20 protein-coding genes are annotated in these 19,664 nt (G+C 67.9%); 13 read left to right on the top strand and 7 right to left on the bottom strand.

Features of this window, described 5'->3' with window-relative positions:
• Positions 1–99: 99 nt before the first annotated feature.
• The 5 genes from ETD86_RS15450 to ETD86_RS15430 form a co-directional block, all read right to left on the bottom strand.
• Entirely contained in the window at positions 100–573 is a 474-nt protein-coding gene (locus ETD86_RS15450) for a P-loop nucleotide/nucleoside kinase family protein (RefSeq protein ID WP_138666840.1), read from the bottom strand.
• A 3-nt stretch (positions 574–576) separates the two neighbouring features.
• The gene (locus ETD86_RS15445) at positions 577–1,098 is read right to left on the bottom strand and encodes a nucleoside-triphosphatase (RefSeq protein ID WP_211370051.1); all 522 of its coding nucleotides are present in this window, start codon (positions 1,096–1,098) and stop codon (positions 577–579) included.
• 12 nt (positions 1,099–1,110) lie between these two features.
• Complete coding sequence (locus ETD86_RS15440) at positions 1,111–1,521, bottom strand: VOC family protein (RefSeq protein ID WP_138666839.1); 411 nt, start codon at positions 1,519–1,521, stop codon at positions 1,111–1,113.
• 154 nt (positions 1,522–1,675) lie between these two features.
• Positions 1,676–1,864 carry a DUF4236 domain-containing protein gene (locus ETD86_RS15435; protein ID WP_138666838.1) on the bottom strand — a complete coding sequence of 63 codons (189 nt, stop codon included), beginning with the start codon at positions 1,862–1,864 and terminating at the stop codon, positions 1,676–1,678.
• Positions 1,865–1,931: 67 nt separating this feature from the next.
• A complete protein-coding gene (locus ETD86_RS15430; protein ID WP_138666837.1) occupies positions 1,932–2,135 on the bottom strand; it encodes a DUF4236 domain-containing protein in 204 nt (67 codons plus the stop codon).
• 198 nt (positions 2,136–2,333) lie between these two features.
• Here ETD86_RS15430 and ETD86_RS15425 point away from each other — a divergent pair, with 198 nt between their 5' ends.
• The gene (locus ETD86_RS15425; RefSeq protein WP_138666836.1) at positions 2,334–3,092 is read left to right on the top strand and encodes a metallophosphoesterase; all 759 of its coding nucleotides are present in this window, start codon (positions 2,334–2,336) and stop codon (positions 3,090–3,092) included.
• Between the two features lie 38 nt (positions 3,093–3,130).
• Here the strand turns inward: ETD86_RS15425 and ETD86_RS59105 are convergent, their stop codons facing one another.
• Both ETD86_RS59105 and ETD86_RS15415 read right to left on the bottom strand, forming a co-directional pair.
• A complete protein-coding gene (locus tag ETD86_RS59105) occupies positions 3,131–3,373 on the bottom strand; it encodes an alpha-L-arabinofuranosidase C-terminal domain-containing protein (protein ID WP_281286912.1) in 243 nt (80 codons plus the stop codon).
• Positions 3,321–4,517, bottom strand: coding sequence for an alpha-L-arabinofuranosidase C-terminal domain-containing protein (locus ETD86_RS15415; RefSeq protein WP_138666834.1), 1,197 nt, complete (start codon positions 4,515–4,517; stop codon positions 3,321–3,323). The genes ETD86_RS59105 and ETD86_RS15415 overlap by 53 nt, the downstream gene beginning before the upstream one ends.
• Positions 4,518–4,815: 298 nt before the next feature.
• Here ETD86_RS15415 and ETD86_RS15410 point away from each other — a divergent pair, with 298 nt between their 5' ends.
• The 12 genes from ETD86_RS15410 to araA all read left to right on the top strand — a co-directional run bounded on the left by ETD86_RS15410 (position 4,816) and on the right by araA (position 19,661).
• Entirely contained in the window at positions 4,816–5,796 is a 981-nt protein-coding gene (locus ETD86_RS15410; RefSeq protein ID WP_138666858.1) for a LacI family DNA-binding transcriptional regulator, read from the top strand.
• A gap of 76 nt (positions 5,797–5,872) precedes the next feature.
• Positions 5,873–6,859, top strand: a complete 987-nt coding sequence (locus tag ETD86_RS15405; RefSeq protein ID WP_211370050.1) for an ABC transporter substrate-binding protein — start codon at positions 5,873–5,875, stop codon at positions 6,857–6,859.
• A gap of 213 nt (positions 6,860–7,072) precedes the next feature.
• Positions 7,073–8,632: a sugar ABC transporter ATP-binding protein gene (locus ETD86_RS15400; protein WP_138666833.1), complete on the top strand. Its 1,560-nt coding sequence runs from the start codon at positions 7,073–7,075 to the stop codon at positions 8,630–8,632.
• Positions 8,629–9,642 (top strand): ABC transporter permease, encoded by a 1,014-nt coding sequence (locus ETD86_RS15395; RefSeq protein ID WP_138666832.1) that lies wholly within the window; start codon positions 8,629–8,631, stop codon positions 9,640–9,642. The genes ETD86_RS15400 and ETD86_RS15395 overlap by 4 nt, the downstream gene beginning before the upstream one ends.
• Positions 9,639–10,622 (top strand): galactofuranose ABC transporter, permease protein YjfF, encoded by a 984-nt coding sequence (gene yjfF / locus ETD86_RS15390; RefSeq protein ID WP_138666831.1) that lies wholly within the window; start codon positions 9,639–9,641, stop codon positions 10,620–10,622. The genes ETD86_RS15395 and yjfF overlap by 4 nt, the downstream gene beginning before the upstream one ends.
• A 198-nt stretch (positions 10,623–10,820) precedes the next feature.
• Entirely contained in the window at positions 10,821–11,930 is a 1,110-nt protein-coding gene (gene chvE, locus ETD86_RS15385) for a multiple monosaccharide ABC transporter substrate-binding protein (RefSeq protein WP_138666830.1), read from the top strand.
• Positions 11,931–11,989: 59 nt separating this feature from the next.
• Positions 11,990–13,522 carry a multiple monosaccharide ABC transporter ATP-binding protein gene (mmsA, locus tag ETD86_RS15380; protein ID WP_138666829.1) on the top strand — a complete coding sequence of 511 codons (1,533 nt, stop codon included), beginning with the start codon at positions 11,990–11,992 and terminating at the stop codon, positions 13,520–13,522.
• A complete protein-coding gene (mmsB, locus tag ETD86_RS15375; protein ID WP_211370049.1) occupies positions 13,519–14,778 on the top strand; it encodes a multiple monosaccharide ABC transporter permease in 1,260 nt (419 codons plus the stop codon). The genes mmsA and mmsB overlap by 4 nt, the downstream gene beginning before the upstream one ends.
• Positions 14,779–14,811: 33 nt before the next feature.
• A complete protein-coding gene (locus tag ETD86_RS15370; RefSeq protein ID WP_425465637.1) occupies positions 14,812–15,828 on the top strand; it encodes a LacI family DNA-binding transcriptional regulator in 1,017 nt (338 codons plus the stop codon).
• A gap of 58 nt (positions 15,829–15,886) precedes the next feature.
• The gene (gene araB / locus ETD86_RS15365) at positions 15,887–17,506 is read left to right on the top strand and encodes a ribulokinase (RefSeq protein WP_211370052.1); all 1,620 of its coding nucleotides are present in this window, start codon (positions 15,887–15,889) and stop codon (positions 17,504–17,506) included.
• Complete coding sequence (locus tag ETD86_RS15360) at positions 17,503–18,210, top strand: L-ribulose-5-phosphate 4-epimerase (protein ID WP_425465636.1); 708 nt, start codon at positions 17,503–17,505, stop codon at positions 18,208–18,210. Before araB ends, ETD86_RS15360 begins: the two co-directional genes overlap by 4 nt.
• Positions 18,207–19,661 (top strand): L-arabinose isomerase, encoded by a 1,455-nt coding sequence (gene araA / locus ETD86_RS15355; RefSeq protein WP_138666826.1) that lies wholly within the window; start codon positions 18,207–18,209, stop codon positions 19,659–19,661. The genes ETD86_RS15360 and araA overlap by 4 nt, the downstream gene beginning before the upstream one ends.
• The last annotated feature ends 3 nt before the right edge of the window (positions 19,662–19,664 follow it).

Raw genomic sequence — 19,664 nt, 5'->3', positions numbered from 1 at the left:
GCCTGATCGAAGCCCGAGGGCGGCAGCGCGGCCCCGACCCTCCGCGTCAGGGTCCGGACCTCCGCATCGAGATCGGACATGCTCCGGCGAGAAAGGACCCTAAGCGTCGTACCGGGCCAGCTCCTCGGGCATCGGAGGCTCGAAGATCGTCGCGTAGTGGTCGAGCATCTCGCGGGTGATCGGCGCCGTGCCCCAGTCACCGGCCGCGTTGCGGCTCTCCAGGCGGCGATGCAGCTCCTCCAGCGGCACCGCGAGGTAACGCAGCTGGACGGCCGCGCCCAGAGCACGCGCGCCGAGCCGCATCGCCTCGCGTTCCGCACGCGACCAGAAGCCGTACTCCAGGATCACGGTCTGGCCGAGTCGCAGCAGGTCCTGCGCGTGCCGCCAGAGTTGCTTCTCCAGCCGGTCGCGGGCCGGCTCGTCAAAGAGGCCGAGGCCGAGGTGGAACAACCATTCGTCGGGGCAGAGACGGACCGCGGGGAGTTCGGCGGCCAGTCGCCGGGCCAGCGTGGTCTTCCCCGAGCCGGGCAGTCCGCACAGCAGGATCAGCCGTCCCGGCGGTGTCGTAGGCACTGGCTAGGCCGACAGCAGGCGGCTGAGCGTGCGGGGCAGCTCGTCGCGGTTCTGCGCGGTGACGGTGATCAGCTCCGCGTCGACACGCGACTTCAAGGCCGGCCGGCTGCGCTGGTGGATGGTGGCCACGACGGGGACGTCGGCGGCGAAGAGCGTGACGCACCGGGGCATGAACGCGGGTGACAGCAGCTCCATCGGCCCGATCTCGTCGATGAGCGCGACCGCGCCCTTCGTGGTCAGCGCACGCTCCATGGCGGGCAGCGCGATGCGTTCGAACTCGAGCACGTTGACGCCGTACTGCCCGACCCGCGGCCCGGACACCCACGAGACGTGGGCCATGACCGCCTTCTCCCCGTCGAACTCCTCGATCGTGAAGCCGACCCGGTGGCCGTGCTCGCGTATCTCGTCGCTGACGAACCCGCGCACCGGCACGCCCGCCTCCCGCAGCAGCTCGGCCAGGCGGCGGATCACCGTGGTCTTGCCGGTGCGGGGAGGAGCGGTGAGCAGGATGTGCGGGTGCGACACGGGTCAAGGATGTCAGACCGGCCGCGTGCGGGTCAGCACCTCGAGGTAGTGCGGGTTCCGCATGATGCCGAGGATGTTGCCGAACGGATCCACTACGGACGCGGTGATGAACCCCTTGCCCTCACCCTGCTCGGTGATGGGCTGGTACTCCTGGGCCCCCATGCTGAGCAGCCGGTCGAACGCGGCCTGCAGGTCGTCCACGTGCCAGTACATGATCGAACCCGCGGGCCCGGACGTCGCGCCCCCGGGGGCGAAGCGGCTGTTGATCAGGCCGAGCTCGTGCTGGTAGTCGCCGAGGCGGAACTCGGCGTAGGCGCCCGGGACCTGGTAGTACGGCTCGATGCCGAGCAGCTCGGCATACCAGTTCTTGGCCGCCTCGAAGTCGGCCGCGTAGAAGTTGAGCGTCGCGAAGCCCCGCAGCATGTCGGTTCCCTTCTCCGGTTCCTGATACGGCGATTCTTCCAGCCAAAGTGCTCACCGAATGAGCACTTTCATCGGCCAGAGCGGCACGCTCGCGGCGGATCCAAAGGGGACGGGCCGGAGGTTCTCACCTCCGGCCCGTTTCTATTTGGAGCGGTCAGTGACGACCGCCGAGGGTCTTGCGCCAGTGGAAGCCGCCGGGCAGGTTGACCGACAGCGTACGGCGGCCGTCCGCCGTCCGCGTCACCCGGAACAGCCGGTTACCCCAGCTGTGCCCCACACCGCCGCGGGAGAGGTTCAGACGGAACGGCCCGAGCTTGATCGACTTTCGGTAGCCCCAGCCCATCGCATTCACTCCTCGTGTGAGATCGCGAGAACCTTCAGCTACCCCGACAAAGCGCGATATATCGGGTTTAGTAATGCCGGTAGTACTTGCGCTTGCCGAACGTCTTACCGACGTGGAAGCCCCCGGGCAGGCGCAGGGACACGTGCCGGCGGCCGTCGGGGGTGGCCGTCACGTGGAAACGCCGGTTGCCGAAACTGTGGCCGACTCCGTGTCTCGACAGGTTGATCCGGAACGGTCCTACCTTGATGGACTTGTTGTAGTGCCAGCCCATGTCCCTCCTTCGGTGCTCATAGAGAAGAACGACCGTCCGGTCCGCCGAGTTCCGCCAGGGTCTCCAGCGCGGGAGAGCTCCAGATGCACGTCCACTCCGGGACTGGCCCAACCTTTCCGCAGGGAAGCGGATCTTACGGTTGGTCCGGTCATTCGTCGTACGGTAGGGGAGCTCGCTCCAAGGGAAGGACCTCCAGTCATGATCGTGATCGCCCATCTGAGCGACATCCACATCGGCGCCACCCCTGGCAGCGTCGACCGTGCCAACGCCGTGATGCGCTATCTCGACGCGGTGCCCGGCGATCTCGACGTCGTCCTCGTCACCGGCGACATCGCCGATCACGGGGTCGCGGAGGAGTACGAGGAGGCCCGCAAACTGCTCACCTCACGGCATCCCGTCCTGGTCGGGCCGGGGAATCACGACGTGCGGGAGGAGTTCCGCCGGGTGCTGCTCGGCGCGTCCGATCCCGGCGGCAGGCCGATCAACCAGGTCTACCGCAGCTCCAAGGCGGTCTACGCGATGTGCGACTCCTCCATCCCGCCCCGCCAGAACCCGGGGCATCTGGACGACGAGACGCTCGCCTGGCTCGAGGGCGTGCTGGAAGGGGAGCGCGAGCTGCCGGTGTTCGTGGCCTTCCACCATCCGCCGGTCGTGTTGCACAGCCCGATCGTCGACGCCATCAGGTTGCATCGGCACGAAGCCCTGGAGTCGTTGCTCGCCCGGCACCCGAACGTGGCCGCCGTCCTGGTCGGTCACGCCCACACGGCGGCGGCCACCACCTTCGCCGGACGTCCGCTGCTGGTCGGGCCGGGGGTCATCTCGACACTGAAGTTGCCGTGGGAGGAAGGAGGCACGTCCACGGACACCTGCGCCGACTACGACGTGCCTCCGTCGATCGCCTTCCACGTCTTCGACGACGACGGCCGCATGACCACCCACTACCGGGTGATCATGTAGCCGCGGGCGGCGCCGTCCGACCGGACGGCGCCCCCGCGTCACCGTTCCGTGAGCGTCACGAACGTCACCGAGTGGGCCGGGAAGTCGTAGGTGAAGGACGACGAGAAGCCGTTCGCCCGCCACTCCACCGGCGCCACCCGCTCCGGTTCCGCGATCGAGTTCATGTCCGATGGCGTCCCGGTCAGCGATGTGACCTTGGCCGTGGGACGGACCCGGAGCCCGCCGAGGTCAACGGTGCTGCGGACAGCCGTGTCCTGGGCGTTGACGACCTTGAGCGTCACCGTGTCGCCGTCCCTGGACACCACCTCGCCAGGCCCCGAGGCCCACCGCGCCCTTGATGTCCTCCACCGGCCTGGCCTCGGCCTCGAAGGTGCTCGGCACCACCCGGTCGCCGACGTTCGTGGAGAACAGCCGCTGCACGTAGTAGCTGGGCGAGCCGTACGCCTGGTCGTTGTCGAACCAGATGAGGTCGGGCGTCCAGTCCACGTAGTCCACGTTGGCCAGCAACGGCGCGTACGAGGCCATCTCGACCACGTCGGAGTTGCCCGTCATGTACGACGCCTCCGACAGCGCGTTGTGGAACGTGTTGCCCCGCGAGGCGTACTCGCCCACGAACACCTTCGGCCCGTTGCGGTCATAGGAGTCGTACCGGTGGTTGTTGGCGAGGAACCAGGCGGGGTTGTTGTAGTAGTGCTCGTCGACCAGGTCGGCCTTCTGGTCGCGGGCGAACTGCCACATCCGGTCGAACCAGGCGCCTCCCGACGTCTGCCCCGAGTTACTGATGATCTTGATGTCCGGGTACTTGGCCCTGACGGCGTCCGCGAACTTCGGGTAGTTCGTGAAGAACTCGGGGTAGATCTCCTCGTTCCCCAGCCCGATGTAGTCAAGGCCGAACGGCTTGGGGTGCCCGAGCGAGGCCCACTCGTCCCCGGTCCGCGCCAGCTTGATGATCTCGGCCGACGAGCCGGGCCGGGCCGCGAAGTTCGAGGTGAACGCGGCTCCGGCCTCGGTGGCGGTCTCGATCACCGGGCCGCCGGCGAAACCGACGTGGGCCAGCCCGGCGCGTACGTAGTTGTCCCAGTCCTGCCAGGCCAGCAGGCCCGCGCTCTGGTAGTCGAGCGTGACCGGCGCGCTGAGCTTGGTGACCACCTCGAAGTCGCCTGCGGGGACGTCGACGAGGAAGAGGTTCCTGGCGTTTTTCGTGCCCTGATGGGTGTCGCCGGTCAGGGTGTCCACATGGAGCGTGCTCGCGGACACCGACCAGCGCGAGTCGTCGGGCGACAGGACCGTCCAGTCCGCACCCAGCGTGGTGCCGTCGAACTGGTCGACGACCGCGCCTTCCGGGATGGGCTCCGCCAGCGCGGCGGCCGGCGGCGGCGCCAGCAGGCCTGCCATGAGCAGCGCGGATAAGGCGATGCGCATCATGAGTGGGGGGCTCCTGAGGTCTTGTTAGCGCTAACAATTTAGTGAGCGTTAACAACTGCGATGCGCGACAAGTTAAGGACTGCCATGTGGGCACGTCAAGTGGCCGCCGAGATGGATCTCCCGGCGAAGCGAGGACATCCATCTCGGCTCGCCGAGCGGAGCTCGGGGAGAGAGCTCGCGTAACCCGACCGTAATCCGGCGACCTCTTGACGAGACCCGTTGTTAACGTTCACAGTCGTGGCCAAGCCAGGAAAGGAGTATGGCAGTGGGACCTACCCTGGGGCGTCGCCTGCCGGTGATGGCCGACGTGGCCAAGGAAGCCGGGGTGTCGCATCAGACGGTCTCGCGCGTGCTCAACGATCACCCGAACGTGCGTAGCGAGACCCGCACCCGGGTGCTCGAAGCGATCGACAAGCTCGGCTACCGCCGTAACCTCGTCGCCCGCGCCCTGGTCACGAAACGGTCGAGGACGCTCGGCGTGGTCAGTTTCGACACCACGCTGTACGGCCCGGCCAGCACGGTGTACGGCATCGAGCAGGCGGCCAGGTCGGCCGGCTACTTCGTCAGCATCGTCAGCCTCAAGTCCATCGACAAGGGCGGCGTCCGCGACGCCCTCGACTACCTGGCCGACCAGGGAGTGGACGGGGTCGTGGTGGTCGCGCCGCAGCGCTCGGCCGCCCAGGCCCTGGCCGACCTGCCGCTCGGCATCCCCACCGTCGCCGTCGAAGGCGGCCAGGCGGGGGAGGTGTCGGTGGTCTGCGTGGACCAGATCGCGGGCGGCAGGCTCGCCACCGAGCACCTGCTGTCGCTGGGCCACGAGACGGTCTGGCATGTCAGCGGCCCCTCCGACTGGCTGGAGGCCGAGGGTCGCGTGGCCGGGTGGCGGGCCGCGCTGGAGCAGGCGGGCCGCGAGGCCCCGCAACCGCTCGCCGGGGACTGGAGTCCGCGCTCGGGATACGAGGCGGGTCGCAGCCTGGCGCGCATGAAGAACGTCACCGCGGTCTTCGTCGCCAACGATCAGATGGCGCTCGGAGTGCTGCGGGCGTTCACCGAGCAGGGGGTGAGAGTGCCCGGCCAGGTGAGCGTCGTCGGCTTCGACGACATCCCCGAGTCGGCGTACTTCTCGCCGCCGCTCACGACCATCAGACAGGACTTCGACGCGGTGGGAAGACACAGCATCGAGGTGCTCGTACGGCAGCTCGAAGGCGGGCTGGAGGAGCGGCAGCGGCTCGTGGTGCCGCCGACGTTCGTCCCCCGGGTCAGCACGGCCCGGGTCTGAGTCGTACTTGAAGGCAGCAGGCGCCGGCGTCCGGTCTCCGGATGTTAGCGTTCACACCAGAAGGGAAACCCCCCAAGTGTTCAAGAGGATCTCGGCGTTGGTGGTCGTCGGGCTCGCCGCGATGTCGGTGGCGGCCTGTGGCGGTGGCGGCAGCACCACAGCCGGCACCAGCGGTGGCGGCGACAGCACGATCACCATGGGCTTCTCGCAGGTCGGCGCGGAGAGCGGCTGGCGTACCGCGAACACCAAGTCCGTGCAGGACGCGGCCAAGAAGGCGGGCATCGAGCTCAAGTTCTCCGACGCCCAGCAGAAGCAGGAGAACCAGATCAAGGCCATTCGCTCCTACATCCAGCAGAAGGTGGACATCATCGCCTTCTCGCCGGTGGTGGAGTCCGGCTGGGACACGGTGCTCAAGGAGGCGCAGAACGCGAAGATCCCGGTCATCCTGACCGACCGCGCCGTGGACTCCAAGGACACCTCCCTCTACAAGACCTTCCTGGGCTCGGACTTCGTGGAGGAAGGCAAGAAGGCCGGTCAGTGGTTGGTGGAGGAGTACAAGGACTCCACCGACCCGGTGAACATCGTCGAACTGCAGGGCACGACGGGCTCGGCCCCGGCCAACGACCGCAAGGCCGGGTTCGCCGAGGTCATCGCGGCGGAGTCGAAGTTCAAGATCGTCGCCTCGCAGACCGGTGACTTCACCCGCGCCAAGGGCAAGGAGGTCATGGAGGCCTTCCTGAAGGCGCAGCCGGACATCGACGTGCTCTACGCGCACAACGACGACATGGGTCTGGGCGCCATCGAGGCCATCGAGGGCGCGGGCAAGGTGCCCGGCAAGGACATCAAGATCATCACGGTGGACGCCGTCAAGGACGGCATGCAGGCGCTCGCCGACGGGAAGATCAACTACATCGTCGAGTGCTCCCCGCTGCTCGGCCCGCAGCTGATGGACCTGGCCAAGAAGGTCGTCAAGGGCGAGCAGGTGCCGCCCCGCGTGGTGACCGAGGAGACCACGTTCACCCAGGAGCAGGCCAAGCAGGTCCTCTCCACCCGCCAGTACTGATCGCCTGACCAGGCCGATCGCCGCACTGCGGCCGGGGTCCTCGGGAAGCGGACGCCGGCCGGGGTGCGGTGGTGCGGGAGGAGAGAGCGGCGAGACCACCGATACCCCCGCACTTCGCTGGGTCCCTGTCAAAGGACTCAGCCGGAGTGCGGGCGGCGCGTGGCGACCGAGCCGGCCTCACGGAGTGAGGCCATCAACACAGAAAGGGGCGACATGGCAGTTCCCGCGCCGGTCCTGACGATGGGCGGGATCGGCAAACAGTTCCCCGGGGTGAAGGCCCTGGACGGCGTGGATCTGCGGCTGCTGCCCGGCGAGGTGCACGCGCTCATGGGAGAGAACGGCGCGGGCAAGTCCACCCTGATCAAGGTGCTCACCGGCGTTTACCCCGCCGACGCGGGCACCATCGAGCTGGGCGGCGCGCCGGTCGCGTTCGGCAGCCCCCTGGAGGCGCAGCAGGCCGGCATCAGCACGGTCTACCAGGAGGTCAACCTCTGCACGAACCTCTCCGTGGCCGAGAACATCTTCATCGGCCGCGAGCCGCGCCGGTTCGGGCGCATCGACTGGAAGCGCATGCGGGCCAGGGCGAAAAAGCTGCTGTCGCGGCTGGAGCTGAGCCTGGACGTGTCCGCGCCGCTGTCGACGTACTCGCTGGCCATCCAGCAGATGGTGGCCATCGCGCGGGCGATCGACGTCGAGGCCCGGGTGCTGATCCTGGACGAGCCCACGTCCAGCCTGGACGCGGGTGAGGTCGAGCAGCTGTTCAGGGTGATGAGGCGGCTGAAGGAGGAAGGCATCGCCATCCTCTTCGTCTCCCACTTTCTCGACCAGATCTACGAAATTTCGGACCGTATGACGATTCTTCGCAACGGCACACTCGTCGGCGAGTACCTCACCCGCGAGCTGAGCCAGGTCCAGCTGGTCGCCAAGATGATCGGCCAGGAGCTGGCCGCGCTGGAGCGGCTGCACGGCGAGGCCAAGGTCTTCGACCGCCCCCTGATCGAGGCCCGCGAGCTGGGCCGCACCGGCGCGATCGAGCCGTTCTCGATGACCATCCATGAAGGCGAGGTCGTCGGCCTGGCCGGGCTGCTCGGCTCCGGTCGTACGGAGATCGCCCGGCTGCTGTTCGGCGCCGACCACGCCGGCAGCGGCGAGATCGTCGTCAGCGGGTCAGTGACGTCGTTGCGCACGCCACGCGCCGCCATGGGCCACAAAATCGCGTTCTGCTCGGAGAACCGCAAGGCCGACGGACTCATCCCCGACCTCACCGTCCGCGAGAACATCATCCTGGCACTCCAGGCCACGCGGGGCTGGACCAGGCCGGTGCCCCGCGAGCAGCAGGACGAGCTGGTCGGCAAGTACATCAAGGCACTGAAGATCAGCCCGCCCAACCCCGAGCACCTCGTCCGCAATCTCAGCGGCGGCAACCAGCAGAAGGTCCTGCTGGCCAGGTGGCTCATCCTCGAGCCCAGGCTGCTCATCCTCGACGAGCCCACCCGGGGCATCGACGTGGGGGCCAAGACCGAGATCCAGCGGCTCGTGGCGGAGCTGTCCGACGGCGGCATGGCGGTGCTGTTCATCTCCGCCGAGCTAGAGGAGGTGCTGCGGCTCAGCCACAAGGTCGGGGTCCTGCGCGACCGGCGGCTGGTGGCGGAGCTGCCCAACGACGACTCCCTGACGACGGACGTGCTGATGGAGACCATCGCGAGCGGAGCGAGCCAGATGAACGCGAGCGAAGCGAGCAATGTGGACGCGAGCGGAGGGCGAGCCTCATGAGACGCCTGCTGTGGCCGGTCGTGGTCCTCGTGCTGCTGCTGGCGCTGAACGTGTTCTTCACGCCCAGCTTCTTCTCGATCGAGGTCAAGGACGGCCACCTGTACGGCAGCCTGATCGACATCCTGCGCTTCGGCGCGCCGCTGATCCTGGTCTCGCTCGGCATGACCCTGGTCATCGCCACCGGCGGCATCGACCTGTCGGTCGGCTCGGTGGTGGCGATCTCGGGCGCGCTGGCGTGCCTGCAGATCAGCCAGGACACGAGTGTGTTCACGGCCGTGGTGTCGGCGCTCGTGCTCTGCGTGGTGCTGGGGGCATGGAACGGGTTCCTGGTCGCCGCCGTCGGCATCCAGCCGATCATCGCCACGCTCATCCTCATGGTGGCCGGGCGCGGCCTGGCCCAGCTCATCACCGGCGGGCAGATCATCACGATCAACAGCCCGGCGTACAAGGTGATCGGCGGGGGTTACTGGCTGACCGTGCCGTTCGGCATCCTCATCGTGATCGCCGTGCTGGCGATCACCGCGTTCCTGACCCGGCGGCTGGCGCTGGGCATGCTGCTGGAGTCCGTCGGCGGGAACGCCGAGGCCAGCAGGCTCGCGGGGATCCGGGCGCGCGGGATCGTCATCATGGTGTACGCCTTCGCCGCCCTGTGCGCGGGCGTCGCCGGCTTGATGATCAGCTCGAACGTCTCCAGCGCCGACGGCAACAACGCCGGCCTGTGGATCGAACTGGACGCCATCCTGGCCGTCGTGATCGGCGGCACGTCGCTCTCCGGCGGCCGGTTCTCACTCAGCGGCACCGTACTGGGCGCGCTGATCATCCAGACGCTGACCACGACCATTTACTCGATCGGCGTGCCGCCGGAGACCACGCTGCTGTTCAAGGCGCTGGTCGTGACGGCCGTCTGCCTCATTCAGTCCCCGTCCTTCCGTGCGAAGGCGTTCGGCCGGCGCGGGCGCACCGCACCGCCCAGCCCGGCACCCGAGGAGAAGGTGCGAGTGACCGCATGACCACGCTCACGCTCGGCCGGGCTTCGATACCGGCCAAGTACCTCCCCGTCCTGGTGACCGGGTGCCTGTTCGTCGCCATGTTCATGGTGGGCGGCATCCGCTACGAGGGCTTCGCCACCGGGCAGATCATTCTCAACGTCTTCATCGACAACGCCTTCCTGCTGGTGATGGCGGTCGGGATGACGTTCGTGATCCTCACCGGGGGCATCGACCTGTCGGTGGGGTCGGTCGTGGCGCTGTCCACGATGATCTCGGCGAGTCTGATGGCGGGCCCGGGGTGGCCGCCGTACCTGGTGGTGCCGCTCGTGCTGGCCATCGGGTCCGGGCTCGGGCTGGTGATGGGGTACATCGTGCACGCCTTCGACATCCAGCCGTTCATCGTGACGCTGGCGGGCATGTTCCTGGCGCGCGGGCTGTGTTACACGATCGGAACGGACTCGATCCCGATCGAGGACCCCACGTTCACGGCCTTCGCCCAGACGCGGATCGACCTGTTCGCGGACATGTGGATCTCACCGAGCGTGATCATCGCGCTGGTGGTCGTGGCCGTGGCGGCGTACGTGCTGCGCTACACGCGGTTCGGCAGGTCCGTGTACGCCACCGGCGGCAGCGAGCAGTCGGCGCTGCTGATGGGCCTGCCCGTGGGGCGGACGAAGATCACCGTCTACACGATCAGCGGGTTCTGCTCGGCGCTCGGCGGGGTGCTGCTGTCGTTCTACATGCTCTCCGGCTACGGCCTGCACGCCGTGGGCATGGAGCTGGACGTGATCGCGGCGGTCGTCATCGGAGGTACTCTCCTCACCGGGGGCAGCGGTTTCCTGCTCGGCACCGTGCTCGGAGTGCTCGTCCTGGGCCTGATCCAGACGATCATCAGTTTCGAGGGCACGCTCAGCTCGTGGTGGACGAAGATCTTCATTGGATTGTTGCTCTTCGTCTTCATCTTGTTGCAGCGTCTGTTCTCGGCTCGGTCAAGACGCTGACCTGCGGGGAGGCGTTACGGGAAAGTTTCCGTGAGGTTATGGTCGACCGTTGACATACGCTTTGTTAGCGATAACAATCGGCGGAAACGAAACGCGAACTTTGTGCTGATTTGTCATGTTCTGTGATCAAGATCGCTGTTTCATCGGCAGCCGCCGCGTCCAGCGCTGCCGCGACCCCCATCGCAAGGAGATGCATACATGAGGTTGGGACGAATCGGGGGCGTGGTGTCCGCCATCGCGCTCGCCGCGACCATGACGGCCTGTGGCTCCAGCCAGAAGACCGTTGACGCCGAGGCCTCCACCTCGGCGTCGGCCGGCAACGCGGGCGCGCTGATCGGCGTCACCATGCCGACGAAGTCCTCGGAGCGCTGGATCCACGACGGCGACAACGTCAAGCAGCAGCTGGAGAAGCTGGGCTACAAGGTCGACCTCCAGTACGCCGAGAACGACATCCCCACCCAGGCCAACCAGATCGAGAACCAGATCACCAAGGGCGCCAAGCTCCTGATCATCGCCTCGATCGACGGCACTGCGATCACCTCGCAGCTGCAGCAGGCCGCGGACAACAAGATTCCGGTCATCGCCTACGACCGGCTCATCCGCAACAGCCCCAACGTCGACTACTACGCCACGTTCGACAACTTCAAGGTCGGCGTGCAGCAGGCCACGTCCCTCCTGAAGGGCCTGGGCGTCGAGGACGGCAAGAAGGGCCCGTTCAACGTCGAGCTGTTCGGCGGCTCGCCCGACGACAACAACGCCACGTTCTTCTGGAACGGCGCCATGTCGGTGCTCAAGCCGAAGATCGACGACGGCACGCTCGTGATCAAGAGTGGCCAGACCGACTTCAAGCAGGCCGCCATCCTGCGGTGGGACCCCGCCACGGCGCAGAAGCGCATGGAGGACATCCTCACCAAGACCTACACCGGCGGCACCAAGGTCGACGGCGTGCTCTCCCCGTATGACGGCCTGTCCATCGGCATCCTGTCGGCGCTGAAGAGCTCCGGCTACGGCAAGCCGTACCCGATCGTGACCGGCCAGGACGCCGAGCTCCAGTCGGTCAAGTCGATCATCACCGATGAGCAGTACTCCACCATCTTCAAGGACACCCGCAAGCTCGCCGAGCAGACCGTGAAGATGGCCGACTCCGTGCTGAAGGGTCAGAAGCCCGAGGTCAACAACGAGAAGGACTACGACAACGGCAACAAGGTCGTCCCGTCGTACCTGCTCGACCCGGTGATCGTCGACAAGGACAACTACAAGGAAGTCATCATCGGCGGCAACTACTACACCGAGGACCAGCTCAAGTAAGGGCCTTCGCCCCGGGGACGCCTGAGCGTCCCCGGGGCTGCTCTGAGTGAGGGGCATAAATGACCGAGCACATCTTGCGGATGAGCGGGATCACCAAGACGTTCCCTGGCGTGAAGGCGCTGCAGGACGTCAACCTGTCCGTCCGGCGGGGCGAGATCCACGCGATCTGCGGCGAGAACGGCGCCGGCAAGTCGACGCTGATGAAGGTGCTGTCCGGGGTCTACCCGCACGGCGAGTACGAAGGCGAGATCACCTTCGAGGGCAAGCGGTGCGAGTTCCGCGGCATCCGCGACAGCGAGCACGCCGGCATCGTCATCATCCACCAGGAGCTGGCCCTCAGCCCGCAGTTGTCGATCGCTGAGAACATCTTCCTCGGCAACGAGCGCGCCAAGCGTGGCGTCATCGACTGGAACCGCACCAACTACGAGGCCGGCGAGCTCATGAAGCGGGTCGGCCTGCGCGAGAACCCGACGACGCCGATCTCCGACATCGGCGTGGGCAAGCAGCAACTCGTCGAGATCGCCAAGGCGCTGTCGAAGGAGGTCAAGCTCCTCATCCTCGACGAGCCGACCGCCGCGCTCAACGACGACGACTCCGCCCACCTGCTGGGTCTGCTGCGCGGCCTGCGGGACGAGGGCATCACCTGCGTGATCATCTCCCACAAGCTCAACGAGGTCATCGCGATCGCCGACGCCGTCACGATCATCCGCGACGGGCGGACCATCGAGACGCTGGACATGGCGACGGACCAGGTGACCGAGGACCGCATCATCTCCGGCATGGTCGGCCGTGCCCTCGACAACCGCTTCCCGCCGCACGAGTCCACGATCGGCGACGAGGCGCTGCGGATCGAGGACTGGACGGTCTACAGCCCCAGCCAGCCCGGCAGGAAGGTGGTCGACGGGGCCTCGCTCACGCTGCGCCGCGGCGAGATCGTGGGCCTGGCCGGCCTCATGGGCGCCGGGCGCACCGAGCTGGCGATGAGCGTGTTCGGCCGCACGTACGGCGTGCACATCTCCGGCAAGATCTTCAAGGACGGCCGCCCGATCGAGATCCGCAACGTGCAGGACGCGATCAAGCACGGCATCGCCTACGCCACCGAGGACCGCAAGAGGTACGGGCTCAACCTCATCGAGGACATCAAGCGCAACGTGAGCGCCGCCGGGCTCAAGGGCCTGGCCAGCCGCGGCTGGGTCAACGAGAACGAGGAGTACCGGGTCGCCGAAGAGTTCCACCGGAGCATGAACATCAAGGCGCCCAGCGTCAACAGCGTCGTCGGCAAGCTGAGCGGCGGCAACCAGCAGAAGGTCGTGCTCTCCAAGTGGATCCTGACCGAGCCCGACGTGCTCATTCTCGACGAGCCGACCCGGGGCATCGACGTCGGCGCCAAGTACGAGATCTACACGATCATCAACCGCCTGGCCGACGAGGGCAAGGCCGTGCTGGTGATCTCTTCTGAGCTGCCTGAGCTGCTGGGCCTCTGCGACCGCATCTACACCCTCTCCGAAGGGCGGATCACCGGAGAGGTGCCGCGCCAGGAGGCCACGCAGGAACACCTCATGTACTTGATGACCAAGGGACAGGAAAGATGAGTAGCATCACGCCCGCCGACGTGCAGGTCGGCGCCAAGGGCGACGGGGGAGCGCCACGGCAGCCGGGACGGGTGTCGCTCGGCGGACTGTCGCTGAACCTGCGTTCGAGCGGTATCTACATCGCCTTCGCGCTGATCATCGCGCTGTTCTCGGTGCTGACCGACGGCGCGCTGCTCCAGCCGCAGAACATCTCCAACATCATCGTCCAGAACTCCTACGTCCTGATCCTCGCGATCGGGATGATCCTGATCATCATCGCCGGGCACATCGACCTGTCGGTCGGCTCGGTGGTCGCGGTCACCGGGGCGCTGGCCGCCGTGCTCATGGTCAACGTGGGCATGCCGTGGCCGCTGGCGCTGCTCATCACGCTGGTGGCCGGTGGGCTGATCGGGGCCTGGCAGGGGTACTGGATCGCGTACTTCGGCATCCCGGCGTTCATCGTGACGCTGGCCGGCATGCTGCTGTTCCGGGCGCTGACCCTCACCGTGCTCGGCAACCAGGGCATCGGCCCGTTCCCCGACCAGGTCCGCACGCTGGCCAACGGCTTCACCAACGGCTACCTCGGCAACATCGGGCTCGGCCCGCTCGGCGGCGCCGACCTGTTCAGCCTCCTCATCGGCCTGATCGCGATCGCCGGCATGGTGGCCTCGCAGTGGCGCACCCGGGGCGCCCGCAAGGGCTACGGCCAGTCGGTCGAGCCGATGGCGCTGTTCGTGCTGAAGATGGCGGCCGGGGCCGCGCTGATCCTCTTCCTCGTCGTGCAGCTGGCCCGCTTCAAGAACCTGCCGTGGGTGCTGGTGCTGCTGGCGGTGCTGGTGCTGGCGTACTCGCTGATGGCCAACCGCACGGTCTTCGGCCGGCAGATCTACGCCATCGGCGGCAACCTCCAGGCGGCCGTCATGTCCGGCGTGAAGGTCAAGTCGGTGGTCTTCTGGATCTTCGTGAACATGGGCGTGTTGTCGGCGATCGCCGGCGTCATCTTCGCCGGCCGGCTCAACCAGGCGGGTCCCACCGCAGGTAACAGCTTCGAGCTGGACGCCATCGCCGCGGCCTTCATCGGCGGCGCGGCCGTCCAGGGCGGCGTCGGCAAGGTGGTCGGCGCGATCACCGGCGGCCTGATCATGGCGGTCATCAACAACGGCATGTCCCTCATCGGGTCCCCGAGCGAGCAGGTCATGCTCGTCAAGGGCGCCGTGCTCCTGGCGGCGGTCGCGTTCGATGTGTGGACCAAGCGCAGGGCAGGCGCTTCGCGCTGAGTAAGATCCTCTGAGCCCGCGAAAGGAGAGACCGTGACCACCCCCAAACGCCGCCTCCCGGTCATGGCCGATGTGGCCAGGGAGGCAGGCGTGTCGCATCAGACGGTCTCCCGAGTCCTCAACGACCATCCGAACGTGCGGCCCGACACCAGGGCCAGGGTGGAGGAGGCGATCACCCGGCTGGGCTACCGGCGCAACCTGGTCGCCCGCGCCCTGGTCACCAAGCGGTCGCGGACGCTCGGCGTGGTCAGCTTCGACACCACGCTGTACGGTCCGGCCAGCACGATCTACGGCATCGAGCAGGCGGCCAGGACCGCGGGCTACTTCGTCAGCATCGTGAGCCTGAAGACGATCGACACCCACAGCGTGCGCGACGCCGTCGACTACCTCACCGAGCAGGGCGTGGACGGGGTCGTGGTGGTCGCGCCGCAGTACTCGGCGTCTTCCGCCCTGGAGAGCCTGCCGGCCGGCATGCCGGTGGTGGCGGCCGAGGGCACGACGCACCGGGCCGACGTGTCGGTGGTCTGCATCGACCAGGTCGAGGGCGCCAAGCTCGCCACCCGCCACCTGCTGGAGCAGGGCCATGAGACGGTCTGGCACATCAGCGGCCCGCCGGAGTGGCTGGAGAGCGAGGGCAGGCTTCAGGGCTGGCGCGCCGCCCTGGAGGAGGCGGACAGGCCGGTGCCCGAGCCGCTGGCCGGCGACTGGAGCCCGCGCTCCGGTTACGAGGCGGGGAAGAGCCTGGCCGCGATGGACGGCGTCACCGCCGTCTTCGCGGCCAACGACCAGATGGCGCTCGGCGTGCTGCGTGCGCTAGGCGAGCTGGGCGTGCCGGTCCCGGAGCAGATCAGCGTGGTCGGCTTCGACGACATCCCCGAGTCCGAGTTCTTCTCGCCGCCGCTGACGACCGTCAGGCAGGACTTCGACGTGGTGGGCAGGCACTGCATCGAGGTGCTGCTGCGGCAGATCGACGTGGGACCCACCGCGTTCGAGCGACTGGTCGTGAGGCCCAGCTTCGTGGTGAGGTCGAGTACAGCCCCTGCTAGGTAGATGATTGGCATGCCCCCGGAAACCCCCACTGGAGTTCAATGTGAACGCTAACAATTACGTGGTCGGAGTCGACTTCGGCACGCTCTCCGGGCGTGCCGTCGTCGTCCGCGTGAGCGACGGCGCCGAGCTGGGCAGCGCCGTCCACGAGTACACCCACCGCGTCATCGAGCAGACGCTCCCGGACTCCGGCGTGAAGCTGGGCCCGGACTGGGCGCTGCAGTCGCCGCAGGACTGGATCGACGTGCTCAAGATCGCCGTGCCCGCGGCCATCGCCGCCGCCGGCGTCGAGCCCGAGCAGGTCATCGGCATCGGCACCGACTTCACCGCCTGCACCGTGCTGCCGACCACGGCCGAAGGCACGCCTCTGTGCTTCGAGACGCCCGAGCTGCCGCACGCCTGGCCGAAGCTCTGGAAGCACCACGCCGCGCAGCCGCACGCGGACCGGATCAACGAGCTGGCCGCGCGCCGCGGCGAGAGCTGGCTGCCGCGCTACGGCGGCAAGATCTCCTCCGAGTGGGAGTTCGCAAAGGGCCTGCAGCTGCTGGAAGAGGCCCCGGACGTCTACGCCAGGGCCGAGCGCTGGATCGAGGCCGCCGACTGGATCATCTGGCAGCTCACCGGCGTCGAGAGCCGCAACATCTGCACCGTCGGCTACAAGGGCGTCTTCCAGGACGGGAGCTACCCGTCGGAGGATTTCCTCGCCGAGCTCAACCCCGGCTTCGCCGGATTCGTCGGCAAGCTCGCCACCGGCCGGGTGGGCGAGGACGTCAACGGCGTCACGGTCGCCCCGCTCGGCGGGCTCGCCGGCCGCCTGACCGCTCAGGCGGCCGCGTGGACGGGTCTGCCCGAGGGCGTCTCCGTGGCCGTGGGCAACGTGGACGCCCACGTCACCAACGCCGCCGCCGACGCCGTGCGCCCCGGCCAGATGGTGGCCATCATGGGCACCTCGACCTGCCACGTGATGCCCAGCGACCAGCTCGCCGAGGTCCCCGGCATGTGCGGCGTCGTCAAGGACGGCATCGTGCCCGGACTGTGGGGCTACGAGGCCGGACAGTCCGCGGTGGGCGACATCTTCGCCTGGTACGTGGACAACTTCGGCACCGAAGGACACGACCATCTCACCGCGCTGGCCGAGAAGCAGGCCGTCGGCCAGCACGGCCTCGTCGCGCTGGACTGGTTCGGCGGCAACCGCTCGGTGCTGGTGGACCACAACCTCTCCGGGGTGATCGTCGGCCAGACCCTGGCCACCAAGCCCGAGGACGTCTACCGGGCGCTCATCGAGTCCACGGCGTACGGCGCCCGCATGATCGTGGAGACGTTCGAGAAGTCCGGCGTGCCCGTCGAGGAGTTCGTCGTGGCCGGCGGCCTGCTCAAGAACCCCTTCCTCATGCAGATCTACGCCGACGTGCTGCGCCGCCCGCTGTCGGTCATCGGCTCCGACCAGGGGCCCGCACTCGGCTCGGCCATCCACGCGGCCGTCGCCGCCGGCGCCTACCCGGGCATCGAGGCGGCCGCCGCGGCCATGGGCAAGCGCACCGAGGCCGCGTACGTGCCCGACGAGGCCCGGGCCGACGCCTACGACCGTCTGTACGCGGAGTACCGCAGGCTCCACGAGTTCTTCGGTGACGGACGGATGTTGCACACGCTGCGCGCGATCAGGAACGAGGCACAAGCATGAGCCGCGAGGGAGTGGCGACGGCACATGGCGACCGAGCCGCCGAACGGAGTGAGGCAATGAGAAAGATCGTCGCGGACCTCCATGCCGAGCTGGTCCGGTACGACTTGGTCGTCTGGACTGCTGGAAACGTTTCCGGCCGGATCCCCGGCGAAGACCTGTTCGTCATCAAGCCGTCCGGGGTCTCCTACGACGAGCTGACGCCGGAGAACATGGTCGTGTGCGACCTTGACGGCAACCTGGTGGAAGGCGAGCACGCGCCGTCCAGCGACACGGCCGCGCACGCGTACGTGTACCGCAACATGCCCGACGTCGGCGGCGTCGTGCACACCCACTCGACGTACGCCTCGGCCTGGGCCGCCCGCGGCGAGCCCATCCCGTGCGTGCTGACCGCGATGGCCGACGAGTTCGGCGGCGAGATCCCGCTCGGCCCGTTCGCGCTGATCGGGGACGACTCCATCGGCCAGGGCATCGTCGAGACGCTCAAGGGCCACCGCTCAAAGGCCGTGCTCATGCAGAACCACGGCGTCTTCAGCATCGGCAAGGACCCGAAGGCCGCGGTGAAGGCGGCCGTGATGTGCGAGGACGTGGCGCGTACCGTGCACGTGGCCCGCCAGCTCGGCACCCCCCTGCCCATCGCGCAGGACGACATCGACCGCCTGTACGACCGCTATCAGAACGTCTACGGACAGAGGAGCCCGCGTTGAAGATCTGGTTTCTGACCGGCAGCCAGGGACTGTACGGCGAGGACACGCTGCGCCAGGTGGCCGAGCAGTCGCAGCGTATCGCCGAGCAGCTGCCCGTCCCCGTCGAGTGGAAGCCCGTGCTCACGGATGCCGCCGCGATCCGGCGGATCATGCTCGAGGCCAACGCGGACGACTCGTGCGCCGGCGTGATCACGTGGATGCACACGTTCTCCCCGGCCAAGATGTGGATCGCCGGCCTCGACGCGCTGCGTAAGCCGCTGCTCCACCTGCACACCCAGGCCAACGTGGAGCTGCCGTGGAGCTCCATCGACATGGACTTCATGAACCTCAACCAGGCCGCGCACGGCGACCGCGAGTTCGGCCACATCCAGGCCCGCGTGGGTGTGCCGCGCAAGACCGTGGCCGGGCACGTCACCGACCCGTCGGTGGGCGAGCGCATCCTGACCTGGGTACGCGCCGCGACCGGCCTTGCCGAGGTGCGCACGCTCAAGCTGGTGCGCTTCGGCGACAACATGCGCGACGTGGCGGTGACCGAGGGCGACAAGGTCGAGGCACAGCTGCGCTTCGGCGTCTCGGTCAACACCTACGGCGTCAACGACCTGGTCGAGGTCGTGGACGCGGTCTCCGACGCCGACGTGACGGCGCTGGTCAAGGAGTACGCCGAACAGTACACCGTCGCCCCCGAGCTGCTCGGCGAGCGCAACGAGTCGCTGCGGTACGCGGCCAGGATCGAGCTGGGCCTGCGCGGCTTCCTCGAGGCCGGCGGCTACAAGGCGTTCACCACGAACTTCGAGGATCTCGGCGGCCTGCGCCAGCTCCCCGGCCTGGCCGTGCAGCGGCTCATGGCCGACGGCTACGGCTTCGGCGGCGAGGGCGACTGGAAGACCTCGGTCCTGCTGCGCACCCTCAAGGCCATGACCCCCGGTGGCACGTCCTTCATGGAGGACTACACCTACGACCTCACGCCCGGCCAGGAGCTCATTCTGGGCGCGCACATGCTGGAGGTCTGCCCGTCCATCGCGGCCGGCACGCCGTCGTGCGAGATCCACCCGCTGGGCATCGGCGGCAGGGAGGACCCGGTCCGGCTGGTGTTCGATGCCGAGCCCGGGCCCGGCATCGTGGTCGGCCTGGCCGACATGGGCGACAGGTTCCGCCTGGTGGCCAACGAGATCGACATCGTGGCGCCGCCGCAGCCGCTGCCCAAGCTGCCCGTGGCCCGCGCGGTGTGGAGCCCCCGCCCCAACCTGCGGACGTCGACGGAGTCGTGGCTCACCGCCGGTGCCCCGCACCACACGGTGCTCTCCACGGCCGTCGGCCGGGAGGAGCTGACCGACCTCGCCGACATGCTGGGCGTGGAGCTGCTGGTCATCGACGCCGACACCACGACCGAGCGGTTCACCAAGGAGCTGCGCTGGAACCAGGCGTACTACCGCCTGGCCCAGGGACTCTAACCG

Source organism: Nonomuraea turkmeniaca (genome assembly GCF_005889735.1).
In the GTDB taxonomy this organism is placed as follows: Bacteria; Actinomycetota; Actinomycetes; order Streptosporangiales; family Streptosporangiaceae; genus Nonomuraea; species Nonomuraea turkmeniaca.
Note: the sequence above shows the minus strand (reverse complement) of the source record. Positions and strands in the feature narration are given on the sequence as shown.